At 45.6% G+C, this 24,906-nt stretch carries 24 protein-coding genes; 12 read left to right on the top strand and 12 right to left on the bottom strand.

Annotated features, from left to right (window positions below; genetic code table 11):
* Window positions 1-76: 76 nt before the first annotated feature.
* Window positions 77-1,789, bottom strand: coding sequence for a formate--tetrahydrofolate ligase (locus M0413_RS02765; protein WP_249553109.1), 1,713 nt, complete (start codon window positions 1,787-1,789; stop codon window positions 77-79).
* Between the two features lie 239 nt (window positions 1,790-2,028).
* Between M0413_RS02765 and M0413_RS02760 the strand changes: the two genes are divergently transcribed.
* Window positions 2,029-2,919 (top strand): aldo/keto reductase, encoded by an 891-nt coding sequence (locus M0413_RS02760; protein WP_249553107.1) that lies wholly within the window; start codon window positions 2,029-2,031, stop codon window positions 2,917-2,919.
* A gap of 68 nt (window positions 2,920-2,987) precedes the next feature.
* Here M0413_RS02760 and M0413_RS02755 read toward each other — a convergent pair whose 3' ends face one another.
* Window positions 2,988-3,818 (bottom strand): MaoC/PaaZ C-terminal domain-containing protein, encoded by an 831-nt coding sequence (locus M0413_RS02755; RefSeq protein ID WP_249553132.1) that lies wholly within the window; start codon window positions 3,816-3,818, stop codon window positions 2,988-2,990.
* Window positions 3,819-4,476: 658 nt separating this feature from the next.
* On the opposite strand from M0413_RS02755, the gene M0413_RS02750 reads away from it, so the two are divergent.
* Entirely contained in the window at window positions 4,477-5,265 is a 789-nt protein-coding gene (locus tag M0413_RS02750; RefSeq protein ID WP_088586184.1) for a methyltransferase domain-containing protein, read from the top strand.
* 140 nt (window positions 5,266-5,405) lie between these two features.
* Here M0413_RS02750 and M0413_RS02745 read toward each other — a convergent pair whose 3' ends face one another.
* Window positions 5,406-6,302 (bottom strand): TraB/GumN family protein, encoded by an 897-nt coding sequence (locus M0413_RS02745; protein ID WP_241406752.1) that lies wholly within the window; start codon window positions 6,300-6,302, stop codon window positions 5,406-5,408.
* 48 nt (window positions 6,303-6,350) lie between these two features.
* Between M0413_RS02745 and M0413_RS02740 the strand changes: the two genes are divergently transcribed.
* Window positions 6,351-6,659: a prephenate dehydrogenase gene (locus M0413_RS02740; RefSeq protein ID WP_249553106.1), complete on the top strand. Its 309-nt coding sequence runs from the start codon at window positions 6,351-6,353 to the stop codon at window positions 6,657-6,659.
* Window positions 6,660-6,757: 98 nt separating this feature from the next.
* On the top strand, window positions 6,758-8,512 hold the full coding sequence (locus M0413_RS02735) for a GGDEF domain-containing protein (protein ID WP_069453668.1): 1,755 nt from the start codon (window positions 6,758-6,760) through the stop codon (window positions 8,510-8,512).
* Between the two features lie 13 nt (window positions 8,513-8,525).
* Here M0413_RS02735 and M0413_RS02730 read toward each other — a convergent pair whose 3' ends face one another.
* Window positions 8,526-9,050, bottom strand: a complete 525-nt coding sequence (locus tag M0413_RS02730) for a DUF3016 domain-containing protein (RefSeq protein WP_037430174.1) — start codon at window positions 9,048-9,050, stop codon at window positions 8,526-8,528.
* 270 nt (window positions 9,051-9,320) lie between these two features.
* On the opposite strand from M0413_RS02730, the gene M0413_RS02725 reads away from it, so the two are divergent.
* Together M0413_RS02725 and M0413_RS02720 are read left to right on the top strand one after the other, a co-directional pair.
* Entirely contained in the window at window positions 9,321-9,629 is a 309-nt protein-coding gene (locus M0413_RS02725) for a hypothetical protein (RefSeq protein ID WP_037414101.1), read from the top strand.
* A 150-nt stretch (window positions 9,630-9,779) separates the two neighbouring features.
* Window positions 9,780-10,094 carry a hypothetical protein gene (locus tag M0413_RS02720; protein WP_037414024.1) on the top strand — a complete coding sequence of 105 codons (315 nt, stop codon included), beginning with the start codon at window positions 9,780-9,782 and terminating at the stop codon, window positions 10,092-10,094.
* Between the two features lie 6 nt (window positions 10,095-10,100).
* Here the strand turns inward: M0413_RS02720 and M0413_RS02715 are convergent, their stop codons facing one another.
* A complete protein-coding gene (locus M0413_RS02715) occupies window positions 10,101-10,610 on the bottom strand; it encodes a DUF4240 domain-containing protein (protein ID WP_069453669.1) in 510 nt (169 codons plus the stop codon).
* Window positions 10,611-10,735: 125 nt separating this feature from the next.
* Between M0413_RS02715 and M0413_RS02710 the strand changes: the two genes are divergently transcribed.
* The 4 genes from M0413_RS02710 to M0413_RS02695 all read left to right on the top strand — a co-directional run bounded on the left by M0413_RS02710 (window position 10,736) and on the right by M0413_RS02695 (window position 13,391).
* Window positions 10,736-11,119, top strand: coding sequence for a hypothetical protein (locus tag M0413_RS02710; protein WP_069455348.1), 384 nt, complete (start codon window positions 10,736-10,738; stop codon window positions 11,117-11,119).
* Between the two features lie 73 nt (window positions 11,120-11,192).
* Window positions 11,193-11,990, top strand: a complete 798-nt coding sequence (locus M0413_RS02705) for a response regulator (protein ID WP_069453670.1) — start codon at window positions 11,193-11,195, stop codon at window positions 11,988-11,990.
* A gap of 147 nt (window positions 11,991-12,137) precedes the next feature.
* Window positions 12,138-12,410 carry an HU family DNA-binding protein gene (locus M0413_RS02700; protein ID WP_249553104.1) on the top strand — a complete coding sequence of 91 codons (273 nt, stop codon included), beginning with the start codon at window positions 12,138-12,140 and terminating at the stop codon, window positions 12,408-12,410.
* A 288-nt stretch (window positions 12,411-12,698) separates the two neighbouring features.
* Window positions 12,699-13,391 carry a TorF family putative porin gene (locus M0413_RS02695; protein WP_037414015.1) on the top strand — a complete coding sequence of 231 codons (693 nt, stop codon included), beginning with the start codon at window positions 12,699-12,701 and terminating at the stop codon, window positions 13,389-13,391.
* 45 nt (window positions 13,392-13,436) lie between these two features.
* Here M0413_RS02695 and rimK read toward each other — a convergent pair whose 3' ends face one another.
* The 4 genes from rimK to M0413_RS02675 form a co-directional block, all read right to left on the bottom strand.
* A complete protein-coding gene (gene rimK, locus M0413_RS02690; RefSeq protein WP_037414013.1) occupies window positions 13,437-14,342 on the bottom strand; it encodes a 30S ribosomal protein S6--L-glutamate ligase in 906 nt (301 codons plus the stop codon).
* Window positions 14,343-14,492: 150 nt separating this feature from the next.
* Complete coding sequence (locus tag M0413_RS02685; RefSeq protein WP_144345921.1) at window positions 14,493-16,214, bottom strand: putative bifunctional diguanylate cyclase/phosphodiesterase; 1,722 nt, start codon at window positions 16,212-16,214, stop codon at window positions 14,493-14,495.
* 9 nt (window positions 16,215-16,223) lie between these two features.
* Complete coding sequence (locus M0413_RS02680) at window positions 16,224-16,658, bottom strand: response regulator (protein ID WP_055648652.1); 435 nt, start codon at window positions 16,656-16,658, stop codon at window positions 16,224-16,226.
* Window positions 16,655-18,808, bottom strand: coding sequence for a CHASE domain-containing sensor histidine kinase (locus tag M0413_RS02675; RefSeq protein WP_069453685.1), 2,154 nt, complete (start codon window positions 18,806-18,808; stop codon window positions 16,655-16,657). The genes M0413_RS02680 and M0413_RS02675 overlap by 4 nt, the downstream gene beginning before the upstream one ends.
* Before the next feature lie 309 nt (window positions 18,809-19,117).
* Here M0413_RS02675 and M0413_RS02670 point away from each other — a divergent pair, with 309 nt between their 5' ends.
* Window positions 19,118-19,294: a PA3496 family putative envelope integrity protein gene (locus tag M0413_RS02670; RefSeq protein WP_011621344.1), complete on the top strand. Its 177-nt coding sequence runs from the start codon at window positions 19,118-19,120 to the stop codon at window positions 19,292-19,294.
* A gap of 502 nt (window positions 19,295-19,796) precedes the next feature.
* The gene (locus M0413_RS02665) at window positions 19,797-21,152 is read left to right on the top strand and encodes a flavohemoglobin expression-modulating QEGLA motif protein (protein ID WP_069453686.1); all 1,356 of its coding nucleotides are present in this window, start codon (window positions 19,797-19,799) and stop codon (window positions 21,150-21,152) included.
* 44 nt (window positions 21,153-21,196) lie between these two features.
* Here the strand turns inward: M0413_RS02665 and M0413_RS02660 are convergent, their stop codons facing one another.
* From M0413_RS02660 to arsJ, 3 genes are all read right to left on the bottom strand, one after another.
* On the bottom strand, window positions 21,197-22,639 hold the full coding sequence (locus tag M0413_RS02660) for an MBL fold metallo-hydrolase RNA specificity domain-containing protein (protein ID WP_069453687.1): 1,443 nt from the start codon (window positions 22,637-22,639) through the stop codon (window positions 21,197-21,199).
* A 117-nt stretch (window positions 22,640-22,756) separates the two neighbouring features.
* Entirely contained in the window at window positions 22,757-23,626 is an 870-nt protein-coding gene (locus tag M0413_RS02655) for a DUF2927 domain-containing protein (protein WP_037413998.1), read from the bottom strand.
* Window positions 23,627-23,630: 4 nt separating this feature from the next.
* Window positions 23,631-24,899, bottom strand: a complete 1,269-nt coding sequence (gene arsJ, locus M0413_RS02650; RefSeq protein WP_249553101.1) for an organoarsenical effux MFS transporter ArsJ — start codon at window positions 24,897-24,899, stop codon at window positions 23,631-23,633.
* Between the last annotated feature and the right edge of the window lie 7 nt (window positions 24,900-24,906).

Raw genomic sequence — 24,906 nt, 5'->3', positions numbered from 1 at the left:
CGTCAAAGCAAATTCTTAACAAAAGGCGCAATCTTTGATTGCGCCTTTTCATCTTTACATTCAAATGGCTAACAAACTAACCTAATCCAGTAATCTCACCATCTGCGGTGATATCTACCTTTAAATAACCAGGGGTTAACCCAAGCCCTGGCATAGTCATCACGTTACCTACCAATGCTGTTATAAACCCAGCCCCCGCATGCAGAACCAATTCACGCACGGGTACCATAAAGCCTTGAGGGACACCTTTAAGCTGAGGATCGTGGCTAATGGATAAGGGTGTTTTCGCCATGCAAACAGGTAAATGCCCATAACCAAGCGAGTTGAGCTCCTGTAATTGCAGCTTAGCCACATCGGATAAGCTCACCCCTGCGGCGCCATAACCCACTTCAGCTAAGGTCGATAATTTAGCTTCTAAGTCCATATCATCAGGATATAACAACCGAAACTCGCTTGGCTGCTCACAGGCACGGATTACGGTTTGTGCGAGGCTAATGGCGCCTATTTCACCTTGGCTAAAGGCCTCGCTAAGTTCGCAACCAAATGCCGCGGTAGCACTTACAGCCTCAATTAACCAGTTAAGCTCGGCGTCCGTATCGGTGGCAAAGCGATTAATCGCCACCACAACGGGAATTCCGTAACGCGCTACATTGTTGATATGCCAGTTTAAGTTGGCAAAACCCGCCTCGAGACGGACTTGGTCTGGTGCATTAATATCCGCATCGGACGTTAGGCCACTATTGGCCTTAAGTGCTTTCAAAGTGGTCACTAATACCGCGGCGCTCGGGGTTAATCCCGACTGACGCGCCTTGATATTACAGAACTTTTCAAAGCCCATATCGGAGCCGAAACCACCTTCGGTCACCACAAAATCGGCTAATTTTAACGCAATATCATCGGCAATCACCGATGAGTTGCCATGGGCGATATTGGCAAAGGGGCCCGAATGAATTAAACAAGGAGCGCCGTTTAAGGTCTGCATTAAAGTGGGCTTTACCGCCTCCGCCATAATCGCCGTCATCGCACCTGCGACACCAAGATCTTCCGCGTTAATGGTTTCCCCTTGACGATTAAGGGCTAGCACTAACTTACCTATACGTGCGCGCATATCCGCCAGATTGCCGCTCAGCGCCAGAATCGCCATTAACTCTGAAGCGGCAGTAATATCAAATCTTGAATGATAAGCGGGACCGTTGTTTTCACCCAATCCCACCTCAATTTCCCGCAAGCAACGGTCGTTATGATCAACCACCCTGTGCCAACGAATACCCTTAGGATCAATATCTAAATACCTTAATCCCGATTGACGCTCATATTCCGCCCGCCCCAAACGCATCTCATGGTAAAGCCGAGAAGCAATCGCCGCCGCACCAAGATTATGTGCGCTACTCACAGCATGAATGTCGCCTGTTAGGTGCAAATTCAGCTCCTGCATGGGCACCACTTGGGCGTAACCACCGCCTGCGGCGCCACCTTTCACCCCAAATACAGGCCCCATACTGGGCTGGCGAATACAGGCACAGACTTTGTTGCCGAGCGCCTTGATCGATTGCGTTAAACCAATAGTCGTCACGGTTTTGCCTTCACCATGGGGCGTTGGCGTCACTGCGGTCACAATAACCAGCTTCCCCTTTGGTTGCCCGGCTAAGCGCTGCTGTACTTGTGGCTCCACCTTAGCTTTGGTATGACCAAATAGCTGCATCTCTTCGGGCAACAACCCAAACTCTGCACCAAGTTGTGCGATATCTTTTAGATGCGCGCGGCGCGAAATCTCCATATCGGTTAGCATGGGTAATATTTTCCTCTGGAACTTTGGTATACAAACTTTTATAGGAAATGAGTATACGGAACAAAAGCGTGCAAACAGTTTGTATCAGCCACCGCTGATTGAATATGGCGGATAGTAGGTGATTAGCTTTAAGATATATAGCCATCGAAAGGGTTAATGAGCGATTCCTTAATCTGCATCAAATAAATAGACCAAGGCCCTTCACCCTACAAAATACAGATTCCCAAAAGAGAAACAACATGAACGGATCCCCTTTTACTTTTTCAGAGTTTGTTGCCGGCTTTTGGCGAATGCACAGTTGGCAAATGTCACCCGCCGAGCGACTTAACCTGATAGAACAATATTTAGACCTAGGTGTGACCACTATGGACCACGCCGATATTTACGGCCAATACCAGTGCGAAGCCCTGTTCGGCGAAGCATTAGCGCTAAAACCAGTATTAAGACAGCAGATGCAATTAGTGAGCAAATGCGGCATAAAACCCGCCTTCAATTGCCGTCCCGAGCGCTACGTGAACCATTACGACACCTCCAAAGCGCATATTATTGCCAGCGTGGAGCAATCACTAAAGTCGTTTAAAACCGATTATTTAGATCTGTTGCTGATCCACAGGCCCGATCCTTTAATGGACGCCGATCTAGTGGCCGATGCCTTTGCTGACTTAAAACAAGCTGGGAAAGTGCAACATTTTGGGGTATCTAACTTCACCAATGCGCAGTTGTCATTATTGCAGTCGAGATTAACTGAGCCCTTAGTCACTAATCAGCTGGAGATCTCTCCGCTAATGATGGCGAGTTTACACGATGGCAGTCTCGATTTATGTCAGGAGCGGCGCATTCGGCCGATGGCTTGGTCCTGTTTAGGCGGCGGAAAAATCTTTGACAATAGCCATCCACAGGCCATTCGCTTGCAACAAACCTTAGCAGTCATCGCCGATGAGATTGGCGCCCAAGATATCAGCCAAGTGATTTATGCTTGGGTGCGGATGTTACCGAGTCGACCCGTACCGATTATTGGCAGTGGTAATATCGCGAGGATAAAAACCGCGGTGGCCGCACGGACGCTCACATTAGACCGGCAGCAATGGTTTAGTATCTGGCAAGCATCAACCGGACACAGCGTGCCTTAACCCACGCAAATCCCCCTCAAACAACACCAACAATAACGGCGCACTTGGCGCCGTTATCTTGATCATGCTTAAAGCTGTACTTCACCACTGAGGTGCGGTCTGCGACCTTTACTGTCTCGCAGCTCAAACACCCACTTGTCTGGCGACTTTTCGTAACCAAATCCCACTTCGGCGGGCATCAGTAACGGCAGCTTAAAGGCAACATCGACCACAAAGGGGCGCTCACCAATCTCAGGCATCAATTCCGCTAAGCAGCGCGCCTTAGACCACATACCATGGGCCAGCACTCGGTCAAAACCAAAACGTTTCGACAGCACGGGATGCAGGTGGATCAGGTTATAGTCACCCGACGCTTTGGCATAACGACGACCTAAATCTTCACTTAACTCCCATGATTGAGGCGAGTCCCAAGCCATTTCAAGTGCCTTTGGTGGACGAACGCGACGACCGGCAGTCTCTATGCGATAGAGGTAAGTCGACAGCGATTCCCACACCAATTCTTCGCCCACAAAGGCCTTAGAAACAAATTCAAACTCTAAGCCCGAATCAGTTTCACGACTGGTTGTTAGCGCGCATTCCAGGGAAAACACGTCATCGACCGTTGTCGGGCGATAAACTTGAATACGGTTCTTTAAATGGATCATCCCAAGTAACGGGAAGGTAATGCCATCATGGGTAAAAATCACCGCGTGCAGGCGAAATGCCATCACATAAAGGTAGGTGGGAGGTAATATTTTACCGTCGAAATCAAAACCACACACTTGCGCATATTGGCTGACTTTTGCCTCGGACACCTGCACATTGGGCGCGCTCACCTTGATATAAGGCAGCGGCTGTTGATCCCAACCGGGTTTACGGCCAAAGAAAATCTTGCGATAAAGAGAAAACAGCGACGGCATCGCGTTCAATTCAACACAATATGCATTATTCAAGTCTGAGTACCTTTTAATTAACTATCCCTATGCACGGATAGCCAGCAATACCCCCGGACAGATGCATAACATCTGGAAAATCAAAAAATCACGAGTGTAAAACAGGCAAAACAGTGTCTTAAAAGGGCTGATGCTGACTCTCCGAATGGACAATTATCCCCAAACAACCTGAAGATGAGGATTCAGCGGGAATGTAACGCTCTTTAGGCAAGGCGGTTATTTGCGGACCTAGTGGACTAAGTTAAAAATAACCAACACAGCATAAAGAGCGTTAAAACCCGCCGAGACGGAGCGCCTAGGGCACTCCACTTCGGTGTTGCATCAATTCACAAGGTGTTCACATTCCTTCATTGATGCGCCTTGAATTGAAGCCCCCTAGACGCTCTGAAACTCATATCTTCAGGTCGCTTGGGTATATTAGAGTCAGGTTTATCGAAAACGACATGATTATACCCTAGAGGATCGAGTTCTGGGTATCCCTAAGTAAAGTAGGATTTTTTACTACCTTTAAAATCAAAAAGTTACACTCACCCCCTAAAGCAACAATCATCGCAGCTACAGGAAAAGTGCGAAAATATGCCGCCTGTGCGACACTATCGCCCCCAATCTTTAACTTAGTTAACCCGTGCAAGATAAGAATTTCGATAAACTCGCGCAAAAATTCGCGAAGAATATTTATGGCACGCCTAAAGGTGAAATCCGTGCTGCCGTGCTATGGCGCGATCTTGCTCCTGCATTAGCGCAATTTGGCGATAAAAAATTACGAATTTTAGATGCCGGCGGCGGTTTTGGTTACTTCAGCCAAAAGCTAGCACGCCTCGGACATGAAGTCGTACTGTGCGATATTTCCGCCGAAATGCTCGCCCAAGCGAAAGAGCAAATCGATGCCAGCGACACGCCATTGGCCATCAGCTTAGTACATTCGCCCATTCAAGCCTTATCGATTGCTGAACATGGCATGTTCGATCTCATCCTCTGCCATGCCGTGGTTGAATGGCTAGTCGATGCCAAGACCACCATGGAAGGCTTATTGACCATGCTTAAGCCCAATGGGCTGTTTTCGCTGATGTTTTATAATAAAGAAGCGATGCGATTCCATGCGCTCGTGTCGGGTAATTTCGACTATGTAGCTGCCGATCTAAAGGTGAAGAAGAAGGTGCGCCTCACGCCAACGCACCCGCTTTATATCCATGATGTTAAACAATGGTTTGCCGAATGGCACATGACCCTGCTGCGCGAGTCGGGCGTGCGAGTCATTCACGATTATTTGAAAAAACAGCAAGCTGCGGATTTTGACTATCAAAAACTGCTGGCGATGGAGCTCGAATATTCGCAACGCGAGCCCTATATTTCGCTCGGTCGTTATGTGCATTTTTTAGGGCAAAGCGCTGCAACGTCCCAAGCATCTGAGTAATATCGCGAAATAATACAGGACGCCTTGGCGTCCTGTATTATTAAATCACCCGATGATTTGCTCCTAACTCAGTGCACCAAGTGCGTTAAAACTCAGAGTCCCAAGCACAATCCCAGTCAAATCACTAAATATCAGTATGATCAGTCACATTGCTCACGCCAACAGGCGGTTACTGTCGCGCCCTTCTGCTTAAGGAGTTGCACCACACTCTTATCGCCAACCACATGGCCCGCTCCCACCACTACAAATAAAGGCTCGCTATCAGTTACTGAACCCATCAATCTTATTATCCCATCAGCCATGACTTTATTACGCTGCCAGAGAATTTTATCCAGCATCTGTGTATCACCCTCGCCACCCAGTTGCTCCTGCATTAGCGTATCCAGCGCGGCTTCATCACCACTGCGCCATGCATCAACCAGTGAGAGCAGCTCAGCATCCGGCGCATCAATAGCTTCACGTACCATTGCCCACTGGATTTGACTATCGAAGGAGGCAAGTAATTGAAACTGTGACTCAGCCGTCTCTAACTCATAAACCGGCTTATCCCCGCGCCCAAGCAACTGCATGTCGACACCATAATCGGTGCTAAAACCTAAGCCATTGTAGCGTAATAGATTAAGTTGAGATGCCTGTAGCCAAGGCGCGAAAGCTTGAATTGACTGACATAAACTCGCTTTATCCCCACAATATTGGTTCATTGTAGTGACTGTTTGTTTATCTCTACTTTGCCAATCAAGCCCTTGCGCTGAATTTGCCATACCGTATTTTTGCAATAAGGCGCGGCTATCAACCTTATTCATATCGATTTCGACAACAAGTCCTTTGGATTTGGCGAACGCCGCCTCAACTTGTGCAGGCATAGGATAAAAATCAGCACGACCAATATGAATAGAGCCCAGCAGATAAGCAGATTTCCCCTGCCATTGCACACGATAAAATGGCGGCTTATCCGAAGGCGCAGCCCAAGTTATCCCACTTGCAAACAGCGTAACACTTAAGAGTACGAGTAATAGTCGCCACCGACTTGTTGCCATATCCTTTGCCCCTTATAATTCCTGCAAATTTTGCAATGAGACGCTGTTATGCCACACACTAAGGTTATAGAGCAACTGAAAGAAAATCTTCAAATCGCCTATCGCCAAGCCATCGATGCCGACGCTAAGTTAGATGAATTGAAAAAAGCTGGCCATGGAAAATTCACGAGTATCTTTACAGCCGAACAAGGGTTTATGGTTTCAAGCAATCGCTTTTTGCCATACGTGCAAGAACTGGTCGATGACTTAACTAAATTGCAGCAACACACTAGCCTTAACCCCGTCGCACTCGAAACCTTAGTGCGTCAACTGGCCGCGCTGCTGCAAACGCTGCACGCCTTTAAAAAGCAAAGTTAATTCCATTTCCACGAGTGGATTTTCAGCCGCACAAATTGTCATCATTTTGTCATTTCTAAGTCATAGACTCCGCAAACATTGTGGCGGGGGCAGAAGTAATGACGAGTTTAGATCTAGCACAAGAGCTTGATAAGATAATTGCGAAGGGGGCAATCAGCCCCCTATTTCAGCCCATTTTCAATATATTGGAACATAAGATCCACGGCTTTGAGGCGCTAAGTCGTGGGCCAGAACACAGCCCACTTTATTCACCCGTTCCCCTCTTTAAAACCGCCGAACATCAAGGCAAGTTGAGTGAGTTAGAAACCTTATGCCGCCGTATTGCGCTGGAGCAATTTAAGCTACGTCAGTTTCAAGGGCGCTTGTTTATCAATATTTCCCCAAAAGCCCTGCTCGATCCGGCTCACCCTAAAGGTATGACGCTGCAACTGTTGCAACAACTCGGGATTTCACCCTCACAAGTGGTAATTGAGCTGTCGGAGCAATATCCCGCCGATGACATTGATTTACTCAAATCTTGCCTGAATCACTATCGTAGCCAAGGATTTATGACGGCTATTGATGATTTAGGTGCAGGCTATTCGGGTTTACGGCTATGGTCAGAGTTATCCCCCGACTATGTAAAAATCGATCGGCACTTTATCCACCAAATTGATTCGACCCCAGTTAAACAAGAGTTTGTGCGCTCGATTGTCGAACTCTGTCAAAGCCTTACTTGTAAAGTGATTGCCGAAGGAATTGAAACCCAAGAAGAACTAGCCGTACTTAAACAGCTAGGAATTGTTTATTGCCAAGGTTATTTGCTTGGACGTCCTGAGGCACAACCAAGTCGCGCAATGAAAGCGACCTTAGTCCCTAACAACACCCAAATTCAGCCAAGATATAGCGAATCCGCTGAAAGCCTCTGTACCAGTGCAATAACAGTGGTGCCGACACTCAAGCTGAAGCACCTAAGCGACACCTTTAGCGCCCAACCCACCTTACAAGCTGTCGTTGTGGCGCAAGATCAACTGCCGCTGGGGATTATTAGCCGAGCCACTCTGCTCGAACTTTTCAGTACCCCCTATGGTCGGGCGCTTCATGAAAATCATGCGGTTAGCGAGGTGATGGATCACCAAGTGCTACAAATTGAAGCTAACGAACCGCTCTCCATTGTGAGTCAGTTATTGACCTCAGAGAGCGCCAATACCGTCGCCCAGCAATTTATTATTCTGCGCCGTGGCAAGTTGCTCGGCATTGGCCACACCAAAGATTTGCTCCAGCGGATCACAGAGCACAGGATCAAAATGGCAAGGCATGCCAATCCCTTAACGGATTTACCCGGTAATGTGCCGATCCAAGAAGAACTAAAACGTCTCAGAACTCAACAAAAGCCTTTCTACTTGGCCTATTTTGATCTCTGTCAGTTCAAGCCTTATAACGATATTTACGGCTTTTGCCGCGGCGATGAGGTGATCTGCGAGGTCGCCAACCTATTAGTGAAATACAAGACGGACAACTGCTTTATTGGCCATGTGGGCGGCGATGACTTTGTGGTGATCAGTACCTGCAATCAACTTATCGATCGTTGCCAACGGATATTGACGGATTTTGAAACCAATAAACCTCTCTTCTATAGTGCCGAACATTGGCAAGCCCAAGAGATGCTGGCAGATGACAGGCAAGGACAAGCTTGTTATCACAAGTTGATCAGCCTATGCGTCGGCGTACTCACACCAGCCCATACCTTTAACTGCAATGAACACAGCCTATCGACCTTAAGTGCCAAGGCAAAAAAACAGGCAAAATCCGCAAGTAACGGATTTTGCTTGTTAGAAGAACAAGAAGAGACTCTTCAAGCCTTGAGTGCTTAGATGGGACTAATGCCTACAACTTAGGCGCAACGGTTTTTTTCAACCAATCGCTGAGCATTTTTGTTTCATACATAAATGGCTTGTCATTCACTGACTGAATGCCGGACATAAAGCCCATGTCGGAGAGTTTTTCATCCCCCGCGATGATCACTTTGTCATTTTCAAGCACTTGATAACTAAAGGTTATACGGGGTGGGTAAAGATCTTTTATCACCCGTAAATCATCAGCTGTCGCCCCAAAGGTTGGACGCATATCGCCCGCTAAGTCGACATCAGTAACTGTCATCTCCAACTTTTGGTTCGGTTTTAAGACTTTTACGGCTTCTTTATTGATATTGGTGGTTAAGGTATCGAATAAACGCTTTTCATAACGGGACTGAATTTCGCCCGAAGATTTAATATCACGAAAATCTTTTGGATTTTGCCAAACAATCTTCACCACTCCGTCTTCAGTCACAGGGTCAGTTTTCGCCTCATCGGCGGCCCACACACTACTGCAACTCAACACACCGGCGAGTAATAGGAACTGGACTTTCATATTTGCCTCCTAGGCCTAATAGTTTCTGCGTTATACCGTACAAAATCTAACCTGAACTCGAGCTTAATGCAAAACGCTCCCCTTAACAGCACATAATCAGTAAGCTTTTGTATAAATTAGTAAATATGATAGAAAATTTCAGATGATATCGTATCTTTTTGTATCCAATACCCAATAAGGGATAAAGTTATTAATTTGTGACTTTTTAACGCGCATATTACCTAAAAAAGTATTATCCTTCGCACACTGTTTTATGACCTCTAATTAAAAATGAAATTCCCCGTTGTACCTGTATTTGTATTGATCCTACTTTCCTGTTTTGCCAGCGCGATTTGGTTTATCTCCTCAGGGGAGAAAGACACGCGCCCAGAAACTTGGTCATCTTTTATTTATACCCATGGTTATGATTCTGGTAAGTATAAAAAAACTGATAATTTCAATAGCTATGAGGCCTGTCGAGACTTTGCCAAAGAGCAATCATCTTTTTACGATAACGTGCCTTGGGAATGCGGTCTAAAATGTGGTTTTGACTCCCGTAAACAGGGATTTCAATGCCAAGAGATGCGTAACGAGCAGTAAGATTATGGTTCAGCCAAGGTTCAAGATATCCCAGGTAAGCTTAATTTCTAAGCAATACCTTTGGTTTTGTTGGTCATGGATGCACGATGAAAGCCAAACGACGATTTAAAAACCAACCGAGTTCTGGTGATTTTAATTTGGAGTTTATCTATGAAGCTAAAAACGGCCCCCATACGCCATGCAGTGATAACAAAGTTTACCTTATGCACTCTGCTCACACTCAGCACACTGATCAGTTTATCCAGCCATGCTGCGACACTGACGGCCGAACAGCAACAAGCAGTAAAATCGCACTTCGATAAACTGGCCCAGTCACAGCAAGTTGCAGAGCAACGCCTGACTGAGCAGCTCGATCAAGAATTTACCCGCCAATTAGCACAGGAGGAGCATCAGTTCATGCGCCAAACGTGTACCCAATACGGCATGACCTTCGACGTTACCAGTAACGCATGTTTGCGCTCTTAGGGCGAATTAAAACGGAAAACGCGCACTAAGCTCAGGATATTGCAGTCTTAAGTCTTTGGGTTTAGTGCTAAATTTTTTGCCTACGGGAGTCGCTTTACCCGAAGGCATAAAAGGCAACTCTTTACCCGTTCGGTCTTCGTATAATTGCCCTGCAATAAGATCGTAATCTTCAATAAAGGGATAGGCATAACCATCCTTTTCTGGCCATGCAGTTAACTTCGCTAACGAATCAGGCTGGGCAATCACAGCCTCATAACTGGCTTGTCCAAGTGATATCAAGAAAGCGCGAAATTCGGCAAAGGCATAATCAGAATCACACCCCGTAATGATATAAGCCGCCCCCCAAACCGACCATAAATAACTTCGGCGCATCTGTTGACCAAACAGCTTATCAAAGACTTTTAGCTCTTCATCACTCAGTTTACTCAGTTTCAGCTTTAATGCCTCAACCAAAGACTCTTGGGATTGCGCTGGTTCACTGCGGGTCACTAAGTCCCAAAATTCTACTTCTGTCATCACTTAACCTAATGTTTAATACCCAAGCAAAGGCGTATTCTACATGATAATACGGTTATGCTGGACTCAGTTCTGGGCTTTTCCTACACTTGCTCCACTTCACATTAGCCAGTAACCCTAACTTTATGCCTAAACGCCTAATCCTATTGATAACCCTTTATACTCTGTTTGCCATTGTTGCCCTGCTACGTGCGGTTGCCACGGGTTCATTCGATCTCTTTAGCTTAGGTGTATTGCTCGTGTTGTTTGGCATACTGACACAAGCACCTTGGTCTAGCTTAGTGCTGAAAATTTATATTGGATTACAAACCTTAGGCCTGTCAGCACTTGGGGTTACTGCCATTATCGCCTATCAGATTACACCTCAAGACGTTAAAGTGGTGGTAGAGGGTCATAACATCCCGATGTTACCGCTGGTGCTGTCTATCATTGCCCTGCTATTAGTACAGTATTGGATCGCATTTTCACGGGTAACCCGTGATTATTTAACTGCAAAATTGAAAGCTTGATTTAATGTGTTGCGAAGCAGTTATTTCTCGCCTAAGTTAACGCCTTTCTAAAAAAGCCCAATAGCTTGTGACTATGACTCATTTATCGCCTAACGAATTATCGATGCTTATTATTGAGCCATCGGAAACCCAGCGCCGCATTATCATCAAGCGCTTACAGCAAGAAGGCATTATTAGCATCGAAAATGCTGCCAATATTGAAGAGGCTAAAGGACTCATTGCTCGACACAAACCCGATCTCATTGCCAGTGCAATGCATTTTGAAGATGGAACAGCGACCGAGTTTTTGAACTACCTGCGCAGCAAAAATGAATATAAAGATATTCAATTTATGCTGATCTCAAGTGAATGTCGCCGTGAACAATTGGAGATTTTCCGCCAGTCTGGCGTAGTCGCGATTCTGCCAAAACCTTTTAATGCCGAACACTTAGGCAAGGCGCTAAATGCGACCATCGATTTGCTCAGCCACGATGAACTCGACTTAAGCCACTTCGATGTGCACGATGTACGCGTGCTTGTGGTTGATGACAGTCGCATGGCACGTAATGTGATCAAGCGAACTATTGGTAATTTGGGGATAAAACTGATTACCGAAGCAGAAGATGGTGCGCAAGCCATTGAATTAATGCGTCATAATATGTTTGATTTAATTATCACTGATTACAATATGCCCAGCGTTGATGGACTGGCATTAACGCAATTTATCCGCAATGAAAGTCAACAATCCCACGTGCCTATTTTAATGGTCTCGTCTGAGGCTAACGATACACATTTAAGTAATGTATCTCAGGCTGGGGTGAATGCCCTGTGCGACAAGCCCTTCGAACCCAAATTGGTTAAGCAACTCTTATATCAGTTGCTCGAAGAATAAAACCTAAGTCACGAATGGCGCAAATACCCTCCAATTTTGTTACTTCGATGACACAAGCCCGCAGCAAAGGGCTTTCCAACGCTTTAACCTTGTGGCATGTTAGGCTCGCTGACTTACATAAATCTACGGAAAGAAGAGACAATAAAAATGAACAAAACTGAACTTATCGCCAAAATTGCAGAAAATGCCGATATCACTAAAGCTGAAGCAGCACGAGCATTGAAATCTTTCGAAGCGGCGATTACTGAATCAATGAAAAACGGTGACAAAATCTCTATCGTCGGATTTGGCTCCTTTGAAACAGCGACTCGTGCAGCTCGTACTGGTCGTAACCCACAAACGGGCAAAGAAATCCAGATCGCTGAAGCCATTGTGCCTAAGTTTAAAGCGGGTAAAACCTTGCGTGATAGTGTGAACTAATTCGCTCGACATTGATTTTATAAAACGCCTCCTCTGTGAGGCGTTTTTTTGCCCTCACGAAAGCATGAAAGATGATTTTTTGCACAAACACAGTGCGTCCACCGCTCTATTTTTGAGCATTTTAAAACATTTAATTAACATAAATTATGTAACCAATTGTTTTTAAAGATGTTCAAATAATGGCATGTGATTAGCAACTCCCTTATCAGAAAAAACCATGATGCACCAATGTCGCCGTATTTAAGTGGCATGAGTGAATCGATAAATAAGTCAATCGAGGGGATGAGTATGAGAAAATCACTGTACAGCGTTTTGGCATTATCGACGGGATTATTACTAACCACTAACGTCTTTGCGGCGGTATCCGGCAATATTGGCGGCACATCAAACTATCTATGGCGCGGAGTGACTCAAACCAATGATGCGGTCGCGATCCAAGGCGGTCTTGACTACAGTCATGACTCAGGATTTTATGCGGGTACGTGGGCATCAAATGTCGATTTTGGCAATGACACTAGCTACGAGTTAGACCTCTATGCTGGTTACGGTGGCAACATCACCGACGATCTCAGCTATGATTTTGGCTATCTCTATTATGCCTACCCCGATGCCGAAGGCAGCATCGATTTTGGTGAGCTCCACGGGGCTATTACCTGGAAGTGGGTCGAACTCAGTTATTCCCACGTGATCAATGCGGGTGATGACGTAGCGGCGGAACCACTCGATAACAAAGATATGAGTTATCTTGCCGCCACAGCATCTTTCCCTTTAACCGAGAAACTTAGCCTGTCATTCCACTATGGCTACTCCACGGGCGATGTGGTTGAAGCTTGGTTTGGTGAGGATAACTATGCCGATTACAACGTAACACTTAGTGCAGATACCAGCATGGGCACAGTCTCTTTTATGGTATCAGATACTGATCTGGCTGATGACGATGCTAAAATCGCTTTAGGTTACTCCTATAGCTTTGATTTATAAAACAAAGAACTAAGAAACACGCCGCGTTAATCGCGGCGTTTTTTATTAAGCGATCACCGCCCGATTCGACTTACGTGCTAACACCATTTTCTCAATATATTCCACAATAGGCTCAGTTACCGAAATACCCGTAGTTTGCTCAATACCTTCGATACCAGGAGCTGAGTTCACCTCAAGGATCAACGGGCCACGATTCGAACGTAAAATATCCACGCCTGCAACGACTAATCCCATCGCTTTAACAGCGGCAACGGCCATCTTGCGCTCTTCTGGCGTAATTTTCACTTTTTCACCACAGCCGCCTAAGTGTAAGTTTGAACGAAAATCGCCCTCTGGCCCCTGACGCTTCATCGAGGCCACCACTTTATCACCCACCACAAAACAGCGAATATCACTGCCGTTGGACTCTTGAATATACTCTTGCACCAAAATATTGGCTTTGAGCCCTAAAAAGGCTTCAATCACGCTCTCAGCGGCGGTTTTCGTTTCCGCTAATACCACCCCAATCCCCTGCGTACCTTCGAGTAACTTGATCACTAAAGGAGCACCGCCCACCATATTAATGAGATCAGGAATATCATTGGGTTTATTGGCAAATCCAGTGATAGGCATACCAATGCCTTTGCGTGAAAGTAATTGCAGAGCACGTAACTTATCCCGCGAGCGTGCTATCGAAATTGAATCGTTGGCGGCAAATACACCCATCATTTCAAACTGGCGCACCACTGCGCAGCCATAAAAGGTCACACTGGCATGAATACGCGGAATAATGGCATCAAACCCTGTTAATTCTTCTCCCTGATAATGAATGCTAGGTTTAACGGAATTAATATTCATGTAGCAATTCAAGGTATTAATCACCACAGCCTCATGACCACGGCTTTCGCAGGCGGCCACTAAACGTCGGGTGGAATACAATTCTGGAAACTGAGATAAAATACCGATTTTCATTACTAAATGACCAAATTAAACACAGTGATTGAAGCTCTGAGCACATTGCATCAGAAAGGGGCGCTGATATTTGTCTATTGCTCAGTGTAAAGCAAGAAAATATTCCTCACCAGACGAAAACCTAAGCCTTAGTCAAACGTAAGATAATCTTCACAATTTAGTGACTAACGGTGTAATGAACCTTGCTTCAAATTCGCTTGCCTCTAGAGGACGAGAAAAGAAGTATCCCTGTAATAGATTGCAGTGCCTTACTGTACAAAACTCCGCTTGCTCGAGGGTTTCAATTCCCTCGGCAACAGAGGTGACGTTAAAGCCATAGGCAAAGTTAAGCAACGCTGTGAGTAAACGAGTGTCCTTTTCGTCCTTATCGTAAGAAGCAATAAAACTTTTATCGATTTTTAACACGCTGATGGGGAACAACTTTATATGTTCAAGGGATGAAAATCCGGTACCAAAATCGTCCAACGCAAATCGCACTCCAAGTTGGGCTATTTTATCGAGGATCTTGGCATGTTCATGGGGTTCTTCAATCAAACAGTTTTCGGTAATTTCCAACTCAAGTGCACTGGGCGCTAGTCCTGTCACGTTAAGAACATGGGCGATTTTCTCATATAAGTTGATATGCCCAATTTGAGATGCAGATAAGTTCACGGCAATGGTAAAGCGATGCGCTGTTGGAGCTAATTGGCTCAGCCAATATTGGGCCTGTCGGCAGGCTTCATACAATACCCAGTCACCTATTTCTTCCATTAACCCAATTTCTTCCGCTATGGGCAGAAATTGGTCCGGAGAAATCAAACCATCTTCGGGATGCTGCCAACGAATTAACGCCTCCATTCCCACCATATGATGTGTTTGCGCGTCAACTTGCACCTGATAATAAACCTTAAACTGATTCTGCCTTAAGGCCATTTTTAAGCTGGACTCGATATGATTGCGGTAGCGGACTTCTTTATCTAGCGCCTCGGAATAAAACTGGATCTGATTGCGCCCCATTTTCTTAGCACGATACATGGCGATATCGGCGCATTTCATTAACTCAGAGCTATCGGAGGCGGCTTCATTATAAAATGCCACGCCAATACTGGCGCCAATCATCACATCGTTATCTCCAAGGCAAAACACTTCTTCAAAAGCTTTAAGTAGACGGTTAGCCACTATCATGGGGAAATATTTGTAGTCATTGTCAGTCACTAACACCACAAATTCATCCCCGCCTAAACGAGCAATGACATCACCATCCCGTAATACGGCACTGAGTCTCGATGCGACTTTCACCAACAAAATATCACCTGTCTGGTGACCTAACGTGTCATTAATCGCTTTAAAATCATCAAGATCAAGTAAAATCACGGCTAAAAAATCATTACTGCGTTTTGCTCTTGCAATGGCGCGATTTAAACACAGCTCAAATCCATAACGATTCATCAATTTGGTGAGTGAATCGTGCTCCGCCAGTTCTTTCAGTTTTTGATGGCTATTTCGTAGGGCAAGTGCCATTGAGGCGCGCTGTTTAGCGTAACGAATTGAACGACTCAGGATTCTTGAGTTAACTTCATCTTTAAGTAAGAAATCTTGGGCACCTAACTCAATACAACGCTGAGCGAGTTTTTCATCTTCGTAACGGCTCAACATCACCACCACAGTTTGATCTTGAGTCATAGAATTGAGCTTGATAAGCACTTCTAAGCCATTAGCATCGGGCAATAGGTAATCGAGTAGAATCCCGTCAAAATGACGCTCCAAGGCAAGATTCAATCCATCAAAAGCACAGTTTGCCTCAACCACATTAAAAGCTAACTTGGACTGTCGTAGCGCTCGAATAATAGCGGTTCTATCAACTTCATCATCATCGATAAGTAGTAAATCCATATACACATCCTATACGCTTGGAAGCTCAACGATGCGCCAGTAGCCTTCCAACATATTAAAAATATTGTGGAAACCATCTTTAATATCTGTTTTAACCATGTAACCAGCCACATGGTGACGGTAGGCTCTCATCCGATCTTCATCGGTACTAGAAGTCGTCAGCATAAACACAACGGAAGAAGACAACGTCGGATCAGAACGAATATGTTCAAGAAATTCAAAACCATTCATTCTGGGCATATTGAGATCGAGCAAGATCAAGTATGACCCCTTAATAGCGTTGGTATGCGTCAGAATTGTAAGTGCTTCAAGCCCATCCCTCGCTCGCACAAGAGGATTAAGCAAACGCAGTTGCTTCATCGCCCTCTGCACCGCCATATAATCCACATCGTCATCATCAACTAACAGAATGGTCACTTGTTTATAGTCATGGCTATTACTCATACCGCCTCCTTGTTGACTATGTGCATCGGCCAGCTAAACCTAAAGCAACAACCTCGCCCCGCTGATTCAAGTAGAATTTCTCCCCCTAGACTTTCAACCGTCTTTTTGACAAGCGACAATCCCAAACCGCTTCCCTCGACTTCGTCTCTTGGTCTAAGAGTTTGAAACATTTCAAATACTTTGTGGTGAAACTGGGCAGAAATTCCAGGTCCATCATCAATCACGCTAAACCAGTAATAGTGGCCTTTTGTTTCACATTGCACCTTAAGTACACCACCACCTCTATCATGGTGTTTAATGGCATTGCTAATTAAATTCCGAACGACTAGTTCTAAGAGCGTTTTAACCGTTTTAAATCGTGGAAAATTACCTTCGATGACCAATTCAAATCCCTGAGGCGGAGCGACCAAAGCGAACATATCTTCGACCAGTTGTCGACAATCGGTGTCAACCATTTCAATATCAACACGCCCAATGCGTGAAAACGTTAACAACCCGTCGAGCAATAACACCATTCTCTGGATACGATTCTGAATTAAGCCTAAGTATTTTTGGACATTTTCATTGGTGTTATCAGCAAGATCTTCACTTAACCAATGGGTTAGTTGCTCAATGCCTCTGAGGGGCGACTTCAAGTCATGGGAAGCAATATAGGCAAATCTATCTAGCTCTTGATTAATACGCTCCAATTCTGCCGTATGCTCGATACGCTGCGCTTCAATCCGCTTACGTTCAGAAATATTATTGATCGTCGTTAAAATGTAGATCCCATTACTAAAGTGAATAGGAGTTAATCCGACCTCGATCGCCAAACGTGTACCATCTTTGCAGCAACCAAACAGATCATCCCGCATCGACATATTCTTCGCGATGGGATGAAGCAAGTAATGAGATAGATGTTTTTGATGGATTTCCCTCAGCGATTCAGGTAGTAACATATTAATTGAACGTCCAAGTAACTCCTCCCTCGTATAACCAAAAAGCCTTTCGGCATGGGTATTGACTAAGGTTATCGCGCCTGTTTTATCAACCATAAACAGTGCACTCGGAGAAGCCTCGATGACTAGACGAAAGCGTTTTTCATTGGCAATTAATTCGGCGGTTAACATTGACTCTTGGTAACGGTTACGAGCCATACTGATAACAGCGTAAAATAAGGCGAGAATAAAAGCGCAACCAATCACTTGCAGCCATATACTCTGCGTTTGCTCAGCACTTGAAATAAAGCGCGACTCAGAAGAAACATCTATTCGCCAAACTTGCCCTTCCATGTTTTCTAGTTTTGATTGATAAAAAACATCCTTCGGAGAGGGAAGCGCTTTGTGGGAACTAAACATTAAACTGGCATGATTTGCCTCTGAACCATCATAAATGGCGAGTTTTAGGCCCGAAAAACGTTTTCCCATAATCCCTTGCATTAGATCATCCATTCGAAAAGGTGCAAAAATAACACCTATAGCCTGTTGTATACGCTCCGCTTCTGTCACGGGTTGACCATGATAAAAAGGAACATACATCAATACACCAGCCTGAGAATTATCGGGTGTTTCCTGCACTAAGGTAACTTTGCCAGACACCTTAACTTGTCCCGAAGCAATAGCGTTTAGAATTGCAGTGCGACGAGTTGATTCGGAACACATGTCAAAACCAAATGCCCGTTGATTTCGCCAGTCGAATGGTTCTAAATATTTGATAACACAGTAAAGCTCTCTATTACCTGTGGGAGTGACACGAAAATCAGTAAATCCCTCCTCTCGGACTTGCTGGGTAAATTGATCCAAGAGAGTAGGCGTAACTAACTCAGCAAAACCAATACCTTGAATACCTGGGTAATAATCAGATAAACGAGCATTGGTTACATAGGTATGCCACTCACTGCGAGTGACGCCGTTGGAGGACAAAAAAAGCCCTACTCCACCACGTAAAACTTGCTCATAGGCCGTCATTCTTCGGGTAACGGCTTCGGACAAATCCTGCACATTATTATTAAACCGCTCTTCGCCTCGATCTCTTAAATATTCCTCTAAAACAAACCAAGAAATACCCATAAAAGTCAGCGCGGCAAATAACATCAGCCAACTTGAACGAATCACACTAACGAAAAAACTTTTTGGGGGGCCGAAAGATTCAGGAAAACGGTCCGTGTCCATATTAGCTTCCCTAGCAAAGTTACATTTGAGTGTCTTCCCCAAGTGTTGTTCGATTTTTATGCAAATTCAAGTTTATCCGACTATTTAAGTAGGGCTTAACATCAATATAAAAAGAAAGTGTTATGCGCTAAATCACAAAATTCAGCAAAAACTTAAATAGCCTTAACTCCCCTAAAAATCCAGTAATGCCATAGGAGTAACACACTGTCGTATGGGAAAAAAAATTTGCGTTTATGAGTAAAATTTTTTGCTTTTCTGCCACACTCTTTTTAGATAGAAAGGCGTTAGGAACAACATGAGGAATTCGTTATGGCTCATATTACTGAAGTCGTGCCCAACGATACTGAAATTGAGGCAATGACCACCCCTAGAAATAGCAAAGCAGCAGAGGCAATGCAGCATAAGCGTGAAATCAAGAAACGCTTAGAAGATTATCTCGAACGTGCCGAATTACGACGCGCATTAGGAGATGATGACTTTTTCTAAACTTCCTACTCCCATAAGGCATTATGGTCGTTTAAGTTCACGACTGTTATCCAAACCTTCACCCAGCTCCTTGGGGCTGGGTGCAAACGTTAACACTGATTTACCAAGCCGACTTTTCCTCATTTTATAAACCTGTGTCAGCCTAGTTTTATCAGCTACCGTTAAATCGGCACCACCAACGCATGCACTGCTGCATCGTTTCTCAAATAGCACAGTGCAGCCATAATCATCTCACACAGACTTTATAACCTTTTAGCATAAACTAATTAGTCTTCATCTCATTGGGATAACACAATATTTAACAGTTACTTGCATAAAAAATATTCGCCATTTTCAGGCTAAAACAATTCATATTGCACCAAAATGATTCACTAAATCGATAGCAGATAAGATACTTAATCGACAAGATTTAATTGTTCTGGGTAAGAAACCTATAAAAACAACGACTTTACCGCTATGATTGAACTAATTTTAGCGCCTAAGTAGCAACAGGATTTCGGGAATGTCAGAGTCACTAGCCCAGTACCAAGAAGATTTACGTCGCTTTTCCGATGAGCTGATCCGCATTCAAACCCCGATCAAGATTTTAGACGCCATCAAATGGCCGCGGGAAATGGAGGAGCGTTTTCTTTCTAGTAAAGGCACGGTTCTGCCAGCAATTACACAGGATTTTTATCAAAAAATTGCTCTGCCCTTCGATCCCGTAAAAACACAGGCTGAATTACTTTCTCTCAAACAAGACATTCATCGACGTTTAGGCAAAAAAGACAAGCTGGGCAAGATATTAGTCGCTAACGTAGACCAGTATCGTCTGGTGGTCGATATGCTGGGTCATCGAGGGACCCCTGTCTTTGGTCAGCTTAGCCAAGAACTCTACGGCAGCGCCAGCCACAGATTACATGGCGATCGCCACACTCTACGTCAATTGGGCGATAAACTCAGTTATATCTTCTCATTGCCCGCTGCGCGGCATATGAATAAGCATCACCCCAAAATCATCAGTGCCCCCGAAGCCGTGAATGTGCTGAGCCAGCGATTGGAAAAATACTTCCATAGCGATGATATGCGGGTGCGTTTGAGTGACGGGATTGTGTCTGACGCCGCAGTGGGAGGCGATACGGTCAAACTCAATAGTAAAGCCATGTTCAGCGAGTCAGATCTCAATGTGTACGAAGTTCATGAAGGTTGGGTGCATGTGGGCACCACGCTCAATGGTCGAGCTCAACCCCATGCTACTTGGCTCAGCGTCGGCTCTCCCCGCGTAGCAGCCACCCAAGAAGGGCTTGCTGTATTACTCGAAATGCTCACCCTAAGCTCAAACCCAGGCCGTGCCCGCCGTATTAGCGACCGTGTCGCAGCGGTAGATATGGCGGAAAATGGGGCCAACTTTATTGAAGTATTTAACTATTTTAGAGAGTTAAATCTTAGCGCTAAGGATAGTTATCGAGTCACACAAAGGGTGTTTCGTGGCGGTATGGTCGAAGGCGGCAGCTTTTTTACCAAAGATATTTCCTATGTGCGTGGTTATGTTGAGAACATCAACTTTATCCGCAGCGCCATCACATCGGGTTTACCCGAACTTATCCCTATGCTGTTTTTGGGCAAACTCGCCATTGAGGATATTCCCGTTCTCTATCAAGCCTGCCAAGAAGGCATCATTACGCCACCAAAATATTTGCCGCCCATGTTCGACAACTTCAGCGGCTTGTATGCTTGGTTTGGTTTCGCCTCAGGATTGGCAGGTATCGATCTGAAAGGGGTGCAACGTCACTTCACCCGCCTATTTAAAGATGTGCCTAGTATCGATCCAAGCTTAGAGTTATTCGACGATACAGAGTTTGATAATAACTCAGACTAATCAAGTCATTTTGCCACAGCCCTCTTCGGGCTGTGGCCTATCGCTTAAGTTGTTATCCACATCAGTTTGGGTAAGGCGTTCAAATCCAACTTATCGCCACGGGTGGCAATAGCCAGTGCCTTAGGTTTAGTTTTCGGATCTTGATTCATGACGGTCACTAATCCCTGTTGTGCTTGGGCCTCGCCATGCACTAGCACTAAAGGTGGTTGATCTTCAAAGTGCCGATACCAACGTAGCAACTCTGCCTGATCCGCATGGGCCGATAAGCCTCCGACGGTATGTAACTTGGCGGCAACTTTGACGCTATTACCATGGATAGTGAGCTCCTCAGCGCCATCGACCAAGGCTCGTCCAGGCGTGCCAAGCGCTTGGAAACCACAGATAATCACATCACATTCTGGCCGCCACAGATTATGTTCCAAATGACTACGGATACGGCCACCATTACACATGCCGCTACCCGCAATAATGATCAAGCCCTGATGCACATCGTTTAATGCGATAGACTCTTCAGTAGTTTGAATAAATTCGACATTCGATAATAAGGGATGTTGCCCCGGATGCTGGCGAGTAAAACGCTTAAAATCATCATCCATTAACGGATAGTTATTAACATATACCCGTGTTGCCTCAATCGCCATTGGACTATCGAGGCAGACTTTCCAGCGAGATAAATCCCAATCTTTAGCATATAAATGAAATAGATATAAAAGCTCCTGCGCTCGCCCCACAGAGAAGGCTGGCAAAAGAATATTACCGCGGCTCTCGGTGACTGCCTTAGCAAAAATCGCCTTTAATTCGGCCAGAGTATCAGTCCAGCTTCGGTGAAAACGATCGCCGTAGGTGCTTTCCATTAACACTAAATCTGCGGTGTCGACTAAGGTGGGATTACGTAATATCGGCATACCCGCCCGGCCAAGATCACCACTAAAGACGATTTTCTTCTGGGACTTACCTTCGCCTAACCATAACTCGACTAAGGCAGAACCTAAAATATGCCCCGCATCTGAGAGGCAAATATCCACATGGGGAATAACCTGAGTCACTTGGCCGTATTCCAGCGGCACAAATTGACTAATGGCCTGTTCGGCATCTTCGACGGTGAACAGTGGCTCTAGGGGGTCAAGATCATGTTTAGCACGCTTTTTATTGGTTCTTTCGGTGTCGCGCACCTGCAGCATTGCCGCATCTTTAAGCATGATCGCGCACAGCTCTGCTGTGGCTTTATGGGTGTAGATTGGCCCATCAAAACCCGCTTTGACTAAGAGTGGTAAACGCCCTGAATGGTCGATATGAGCATGGCTGAGCACAACCGCGGAAATAGACTCAGGATCGAAGGTGAAGGGCTCATGGTTACGCAATTCATCCGCTTTACCACCTTGGATTAAACCACAATCGAGTAATAAGTGTTCATGATCGACCGAGAGCAAATGGCATGAGCCGGTCACTTCCTCTGTCGCCCCTAAAAACTGCAGTGTCATCCGCATGGTGTGCCTCCAACGTGATTACCTCGTATAAAGCTAGACTATGCCCTTATTCCTAAAACAAAAAGCAATAATTAGTCGCATGCGAGCAATGTCAACTTTTGCCGTAACACTCAAGCATCAATAACCTAATAGCGGGTACAACTCACCTTGGCGCACGGTTTTATCGGCATTGATTAAGGTGCCATCACGCTGCCATTGAGCGAGTTGCTCTTGAATGATGGGTTGCACTTCTTTTGCCGTCATCCCCGCGTTAATCTGGCGACTGTAGAGTAATTTCAGCAAAATATAATCGAGCCCAGTGAGTAAGTCCTGCGGGGTTTTATCGTTAAAGATGGACGGAAATACTTTTTCAGAATCATTGGGTAAACCAAGTACTTGAGTGATTTCTTCGACGATACAAGCCACTAACTTACCATGCATTTTTGCCTGATCCACGGGAATAATTACCCAGGCGCGCTCAATCTCATTCTGAGAGTTGAGGGCAAATTTGCCCATACAAACAGAGCCATGAATATTACTGGCGGCACTCGCGCCCATGAGGCGCATCACCTCATCGGCCCATTGGGATTGGCGGGTAAAGACTAAATGTAAATTAGCCTCTTCGAGCTTATCTACCTGCAAAATACTGTGACCCGTGATTTGCGCAAGATGACTTAGATGCATCTGCACCAATTGCGCATGCAGTGCATTGTCGCCAACTTGGTGCTCAACAAAGACGCGCACGGGTTTTTGCCATTTTCGTACTCGGTGCTGATCTTTATCGTATTCATTTTTAAGGGCTATCTCATCGAAAGCTTGGGTGATGTAGGCTGGATTTTTCCAATCTCGAATGGATGTTGAAGCGAGATTGGGTATGTCGGCCTCTTTGGGACTTAACGTTGGGGAAACCGATGCACAGAGTGGCGCAACAAAGGCTGCAAGTAGCGAAACAATACAGACTAAGCCAATCGAACTCTTCCCCTTGAAGTGCTTTCGCCAGATTAACATCTTGTTATTCCTTCGCTTGTCGAGGCAACTTAATAGAAATCAAGGCCGTAGTCGCGATAAAGGCTGTCGACATCCATAAGCAGGCCACCAGCCCATGACTCTGATACACCCAGCCAGAAAGTACAGTTCCCACCAAACGCCCCATAGCGTTGGCCATATAATAAAATCCAACATCGAGGGATACCGCCTCTTCGCTGGCATAACTCACAATCAAATAACTGTGCAGCGACGAGTTCACCGCAAACAGAGCACCAAATAGCATTAAGCCCAGCAACAAACTGGCTTCAGGGTAAAAACTAAACTGTATCGCACTGGCAATCAATGCCGGGATAAAGGCCAAGATACTGGCCCAAATTAACGCGCTGCGACCATCGGGTACAGCACCGACGGCTAAGCTTTGGTGTTGGTGATTCCCAGTGATCTTAGGCGCCAAGGTTTGTACTATACCGTAGCCGATAACCCACACAGCTAAAAAGCCGCCCACTGCCCAATGATCCCAGCCAAATTTACTCGCTAGATACACAGGCAGCGCCACCACAAACCACACATCCCTGGCGGCAAACAGGAATAATCGTGCCGCCGAGAGAATGTTCACACTGCGACTCTTAGAGAAAATCTCCGTAAATTTAGGCTTATTCTTGGCTTTACCTAAATCCTTCTTCAGCATCACTAAACTGAGTAGCCATACGAGCCCGAGCATACTCGCCATAGTGGCGATCGCCAGCTCAAATCCAAGCAAGGCAAGCAAAACGCCACCGAGGAAAAATCCCGCGCCCTTGAGGGCATTTTTAGAACCCGTTAACAAGGCAACCCACTTATAAAGCTTGCCCTGCTCGCCTTTTGGTACTAGCAGTTTGATCGCGCTTTTAGCACTCATCTTATTGAGATCTTTAGCAACTCCAGAAAGCGCCTGCGCCGCCATCACCCAGGGCACGCCCGCGAGCCACAGCGGTAAACTGGCGGCAGGTACCAATAACATTCCTAATGCCATGACCTGCATGCCAAGACCGAGGTTCATGGTGCGATTTAACCCTAAACGCGCACCGAGATAGCCGCCCACCAGATTGGTTACGACGCCAAAAATCTCATAGAATAAGAACAACATCGCAATCGCGAATGGCGTATAACCGAGATCGTGAAAATGCAGCACCACCAACATCCGCAGCGCGCCGTCGGTTAAGGTAAAACTCCAATAATTGAAGGTGATCAGCAAATATTGCCGCACGGCGGCGGGCAATTGCATCAGTTGTTCAAATAGCTTGGCAGCAGGCACTATGCTC

Source organism: Shewanella sp. 8A (assembly GCF_023475945.1).
Taxonomy (GTDB): domain Bacteria; phylum Pseudomonadota; class Gammaproteobacteria; order Enterobacterales; family Shewanellaceae; genus Shewanella; species Shewanella xiamenensis.
The sequence above is the reverse complement of the archived record's forward strand: the minus strand, read 5'-3'. Positions and strand labels throughout refer to the sequence as shown.

Bases quoted from the DNA above. Each gene is read 5' to 3' on its own strand.
- M0413_RS02765 (WP_249553109.1), bottom strand. From the start codon at position 1,789: ATGCTAACCGATATGGAGATTTCGCGCCGCGCGCATCTAAAAGATATC.
- M0413_RS02760 (WP_249553107.1), top strand. From the start codon at position 2,029: ATGAACGGATCCCCTTTTACTTTTTCAGAGTTTGTTGCCGGCTTTTGG.
- M0413_RS02755 (WP_249553132.1), bottom strand. From the start codon at position 3,818: ATGCCGTCGCTGTTTTCTCTTTATCGCAAGATTTTCTTTGGCCGTAAA.
- M0413_RS02745 (WP_241406752.1), bottom strand. From the start codon at position 6,302: ATGGCAACAAGTCGGTGGCGACTATTACTCGTACTCTTAAGTGTTACG.
- M0413_RS02740 (WP_249553106.1), top strand. From the start codon at position 6,351: ATGCCACACACTAAGGTTATAGAGCAACTGAAAGAAAATCTTCAAATC.
- M0413_RS02735 (WP_069453668.1), top strand. From the start codon at position 6,758: ATGACGAGTTTAGATCTAGCACAAGAGCTTGATAAGATAATTGCGAAG.
- M0413_RS02730 (WP_037430174.1), bottom strand. From the start codon at position 9,050: ATGAAAGTCCAGTTCCTATTACTCGCCGGTGTGTTGAGTTGCAGTAGT.
- M0413_RS02725 (WP_037414101.1), top strand. From the start codon at position 9,321: ATGAAATTCCCCGTTGTACCTGTATTTGTATTGATCCTACTTTCCTGT.
- M0413_RS02720 (WP_037414024.1), top strand. From the start codon at position 9,780: ATGAAGCTAAAAACGGCCCCCATACGCCATGCAGTGATAACAAAGTTT.
- M0413_RS02715 (WP_069453669.1), bottom strand. From the start codon at position 10,610: ATGACAGAAGTAGAATTTTGGGACTTAGTGACCCGCAGTGAACCAGCG.
- M0413_RS02710 (WP_069455348.1), top strand. From the start codon at position 10,736: ATGCCTAAACGCCTAATCCTATTGATAACCCTTTATACTCTGTTTGCC.
- M0413_RS02705 (WP_069453670.1), top strand. From the start codon at position 11,193: ATGACTCATTTATCGCCTAACGAATTATCGATGCTTATTATTGAGCCA.
- M0413_RS02700 (WP_249553104.1), top strand. From the start codon at position 12,138: ATGAACAAAACTGAACTTATCGCCAAAATTGCAGAAAATGCCGATATC.
- M0413_RS02695 (WP_037414015.1), top strand. From the start codon at position 12,699: ATGAGAAAATCACTGTACAGCGTTTTGGCATTATCGACGGGATTATTA.
- rimK (WP_037414013.1), bottom strand. From the start codon at position 14,342: ATGAAAATCGGTATTTTATCTCAGTTTCCAGAATTGTATTCCACCCGA.
- M0413_RS02685 (WP_144345921.1), bottom strand. From the start codon at position 16,214: ATGGATTTACTACTTATCGATGATGATGAAGTTGATAGAACCGCTATT.
- M0413_RS02680 (WP_055648652.1), bottom strand. From the start codon at position 16,658: ATGAGTAATAGCCATGACTATAAACAAGTGACCATTCTGTTAGTTGAT.
- M0413_RS02675 (WP_069453685.1), bottom strand. From the start codon at position 18,808: ATGGACACGGACCGTTTTCCTGAATCTTTCGGCCCCCCAAAAAGTTTT.
- M0413_RS02670 (WP_011621344.1), top strand. From the start codon at position 19,118: ATGGCTCATATTACTGAAGTCGTGCCCAACGATACTGAAATTGAGGCA.
- M0413_RS02665 (WP_069453686.1), top strand. From the start codon at position 19,797: ATGTCAGAGTCACTAGCCCAGTACCAAGAAGATTTACGTCGCTTTTCC.
- M0413_RS02660 (WP_069453687.1), bottom strand. From the start codon at position 22,639: ATGCGGATGACACTGCAGTTTTTAGGGGCGACAGAGGAAGTGACCGGC.
- M0413_RS02655 (WP_037413998.1), bottom strand. From the start codon at position 23,626: ATGTTAATCTGGCGAAAGCACTTCAAGGGGAAGAGTTCGATTGGCTTA.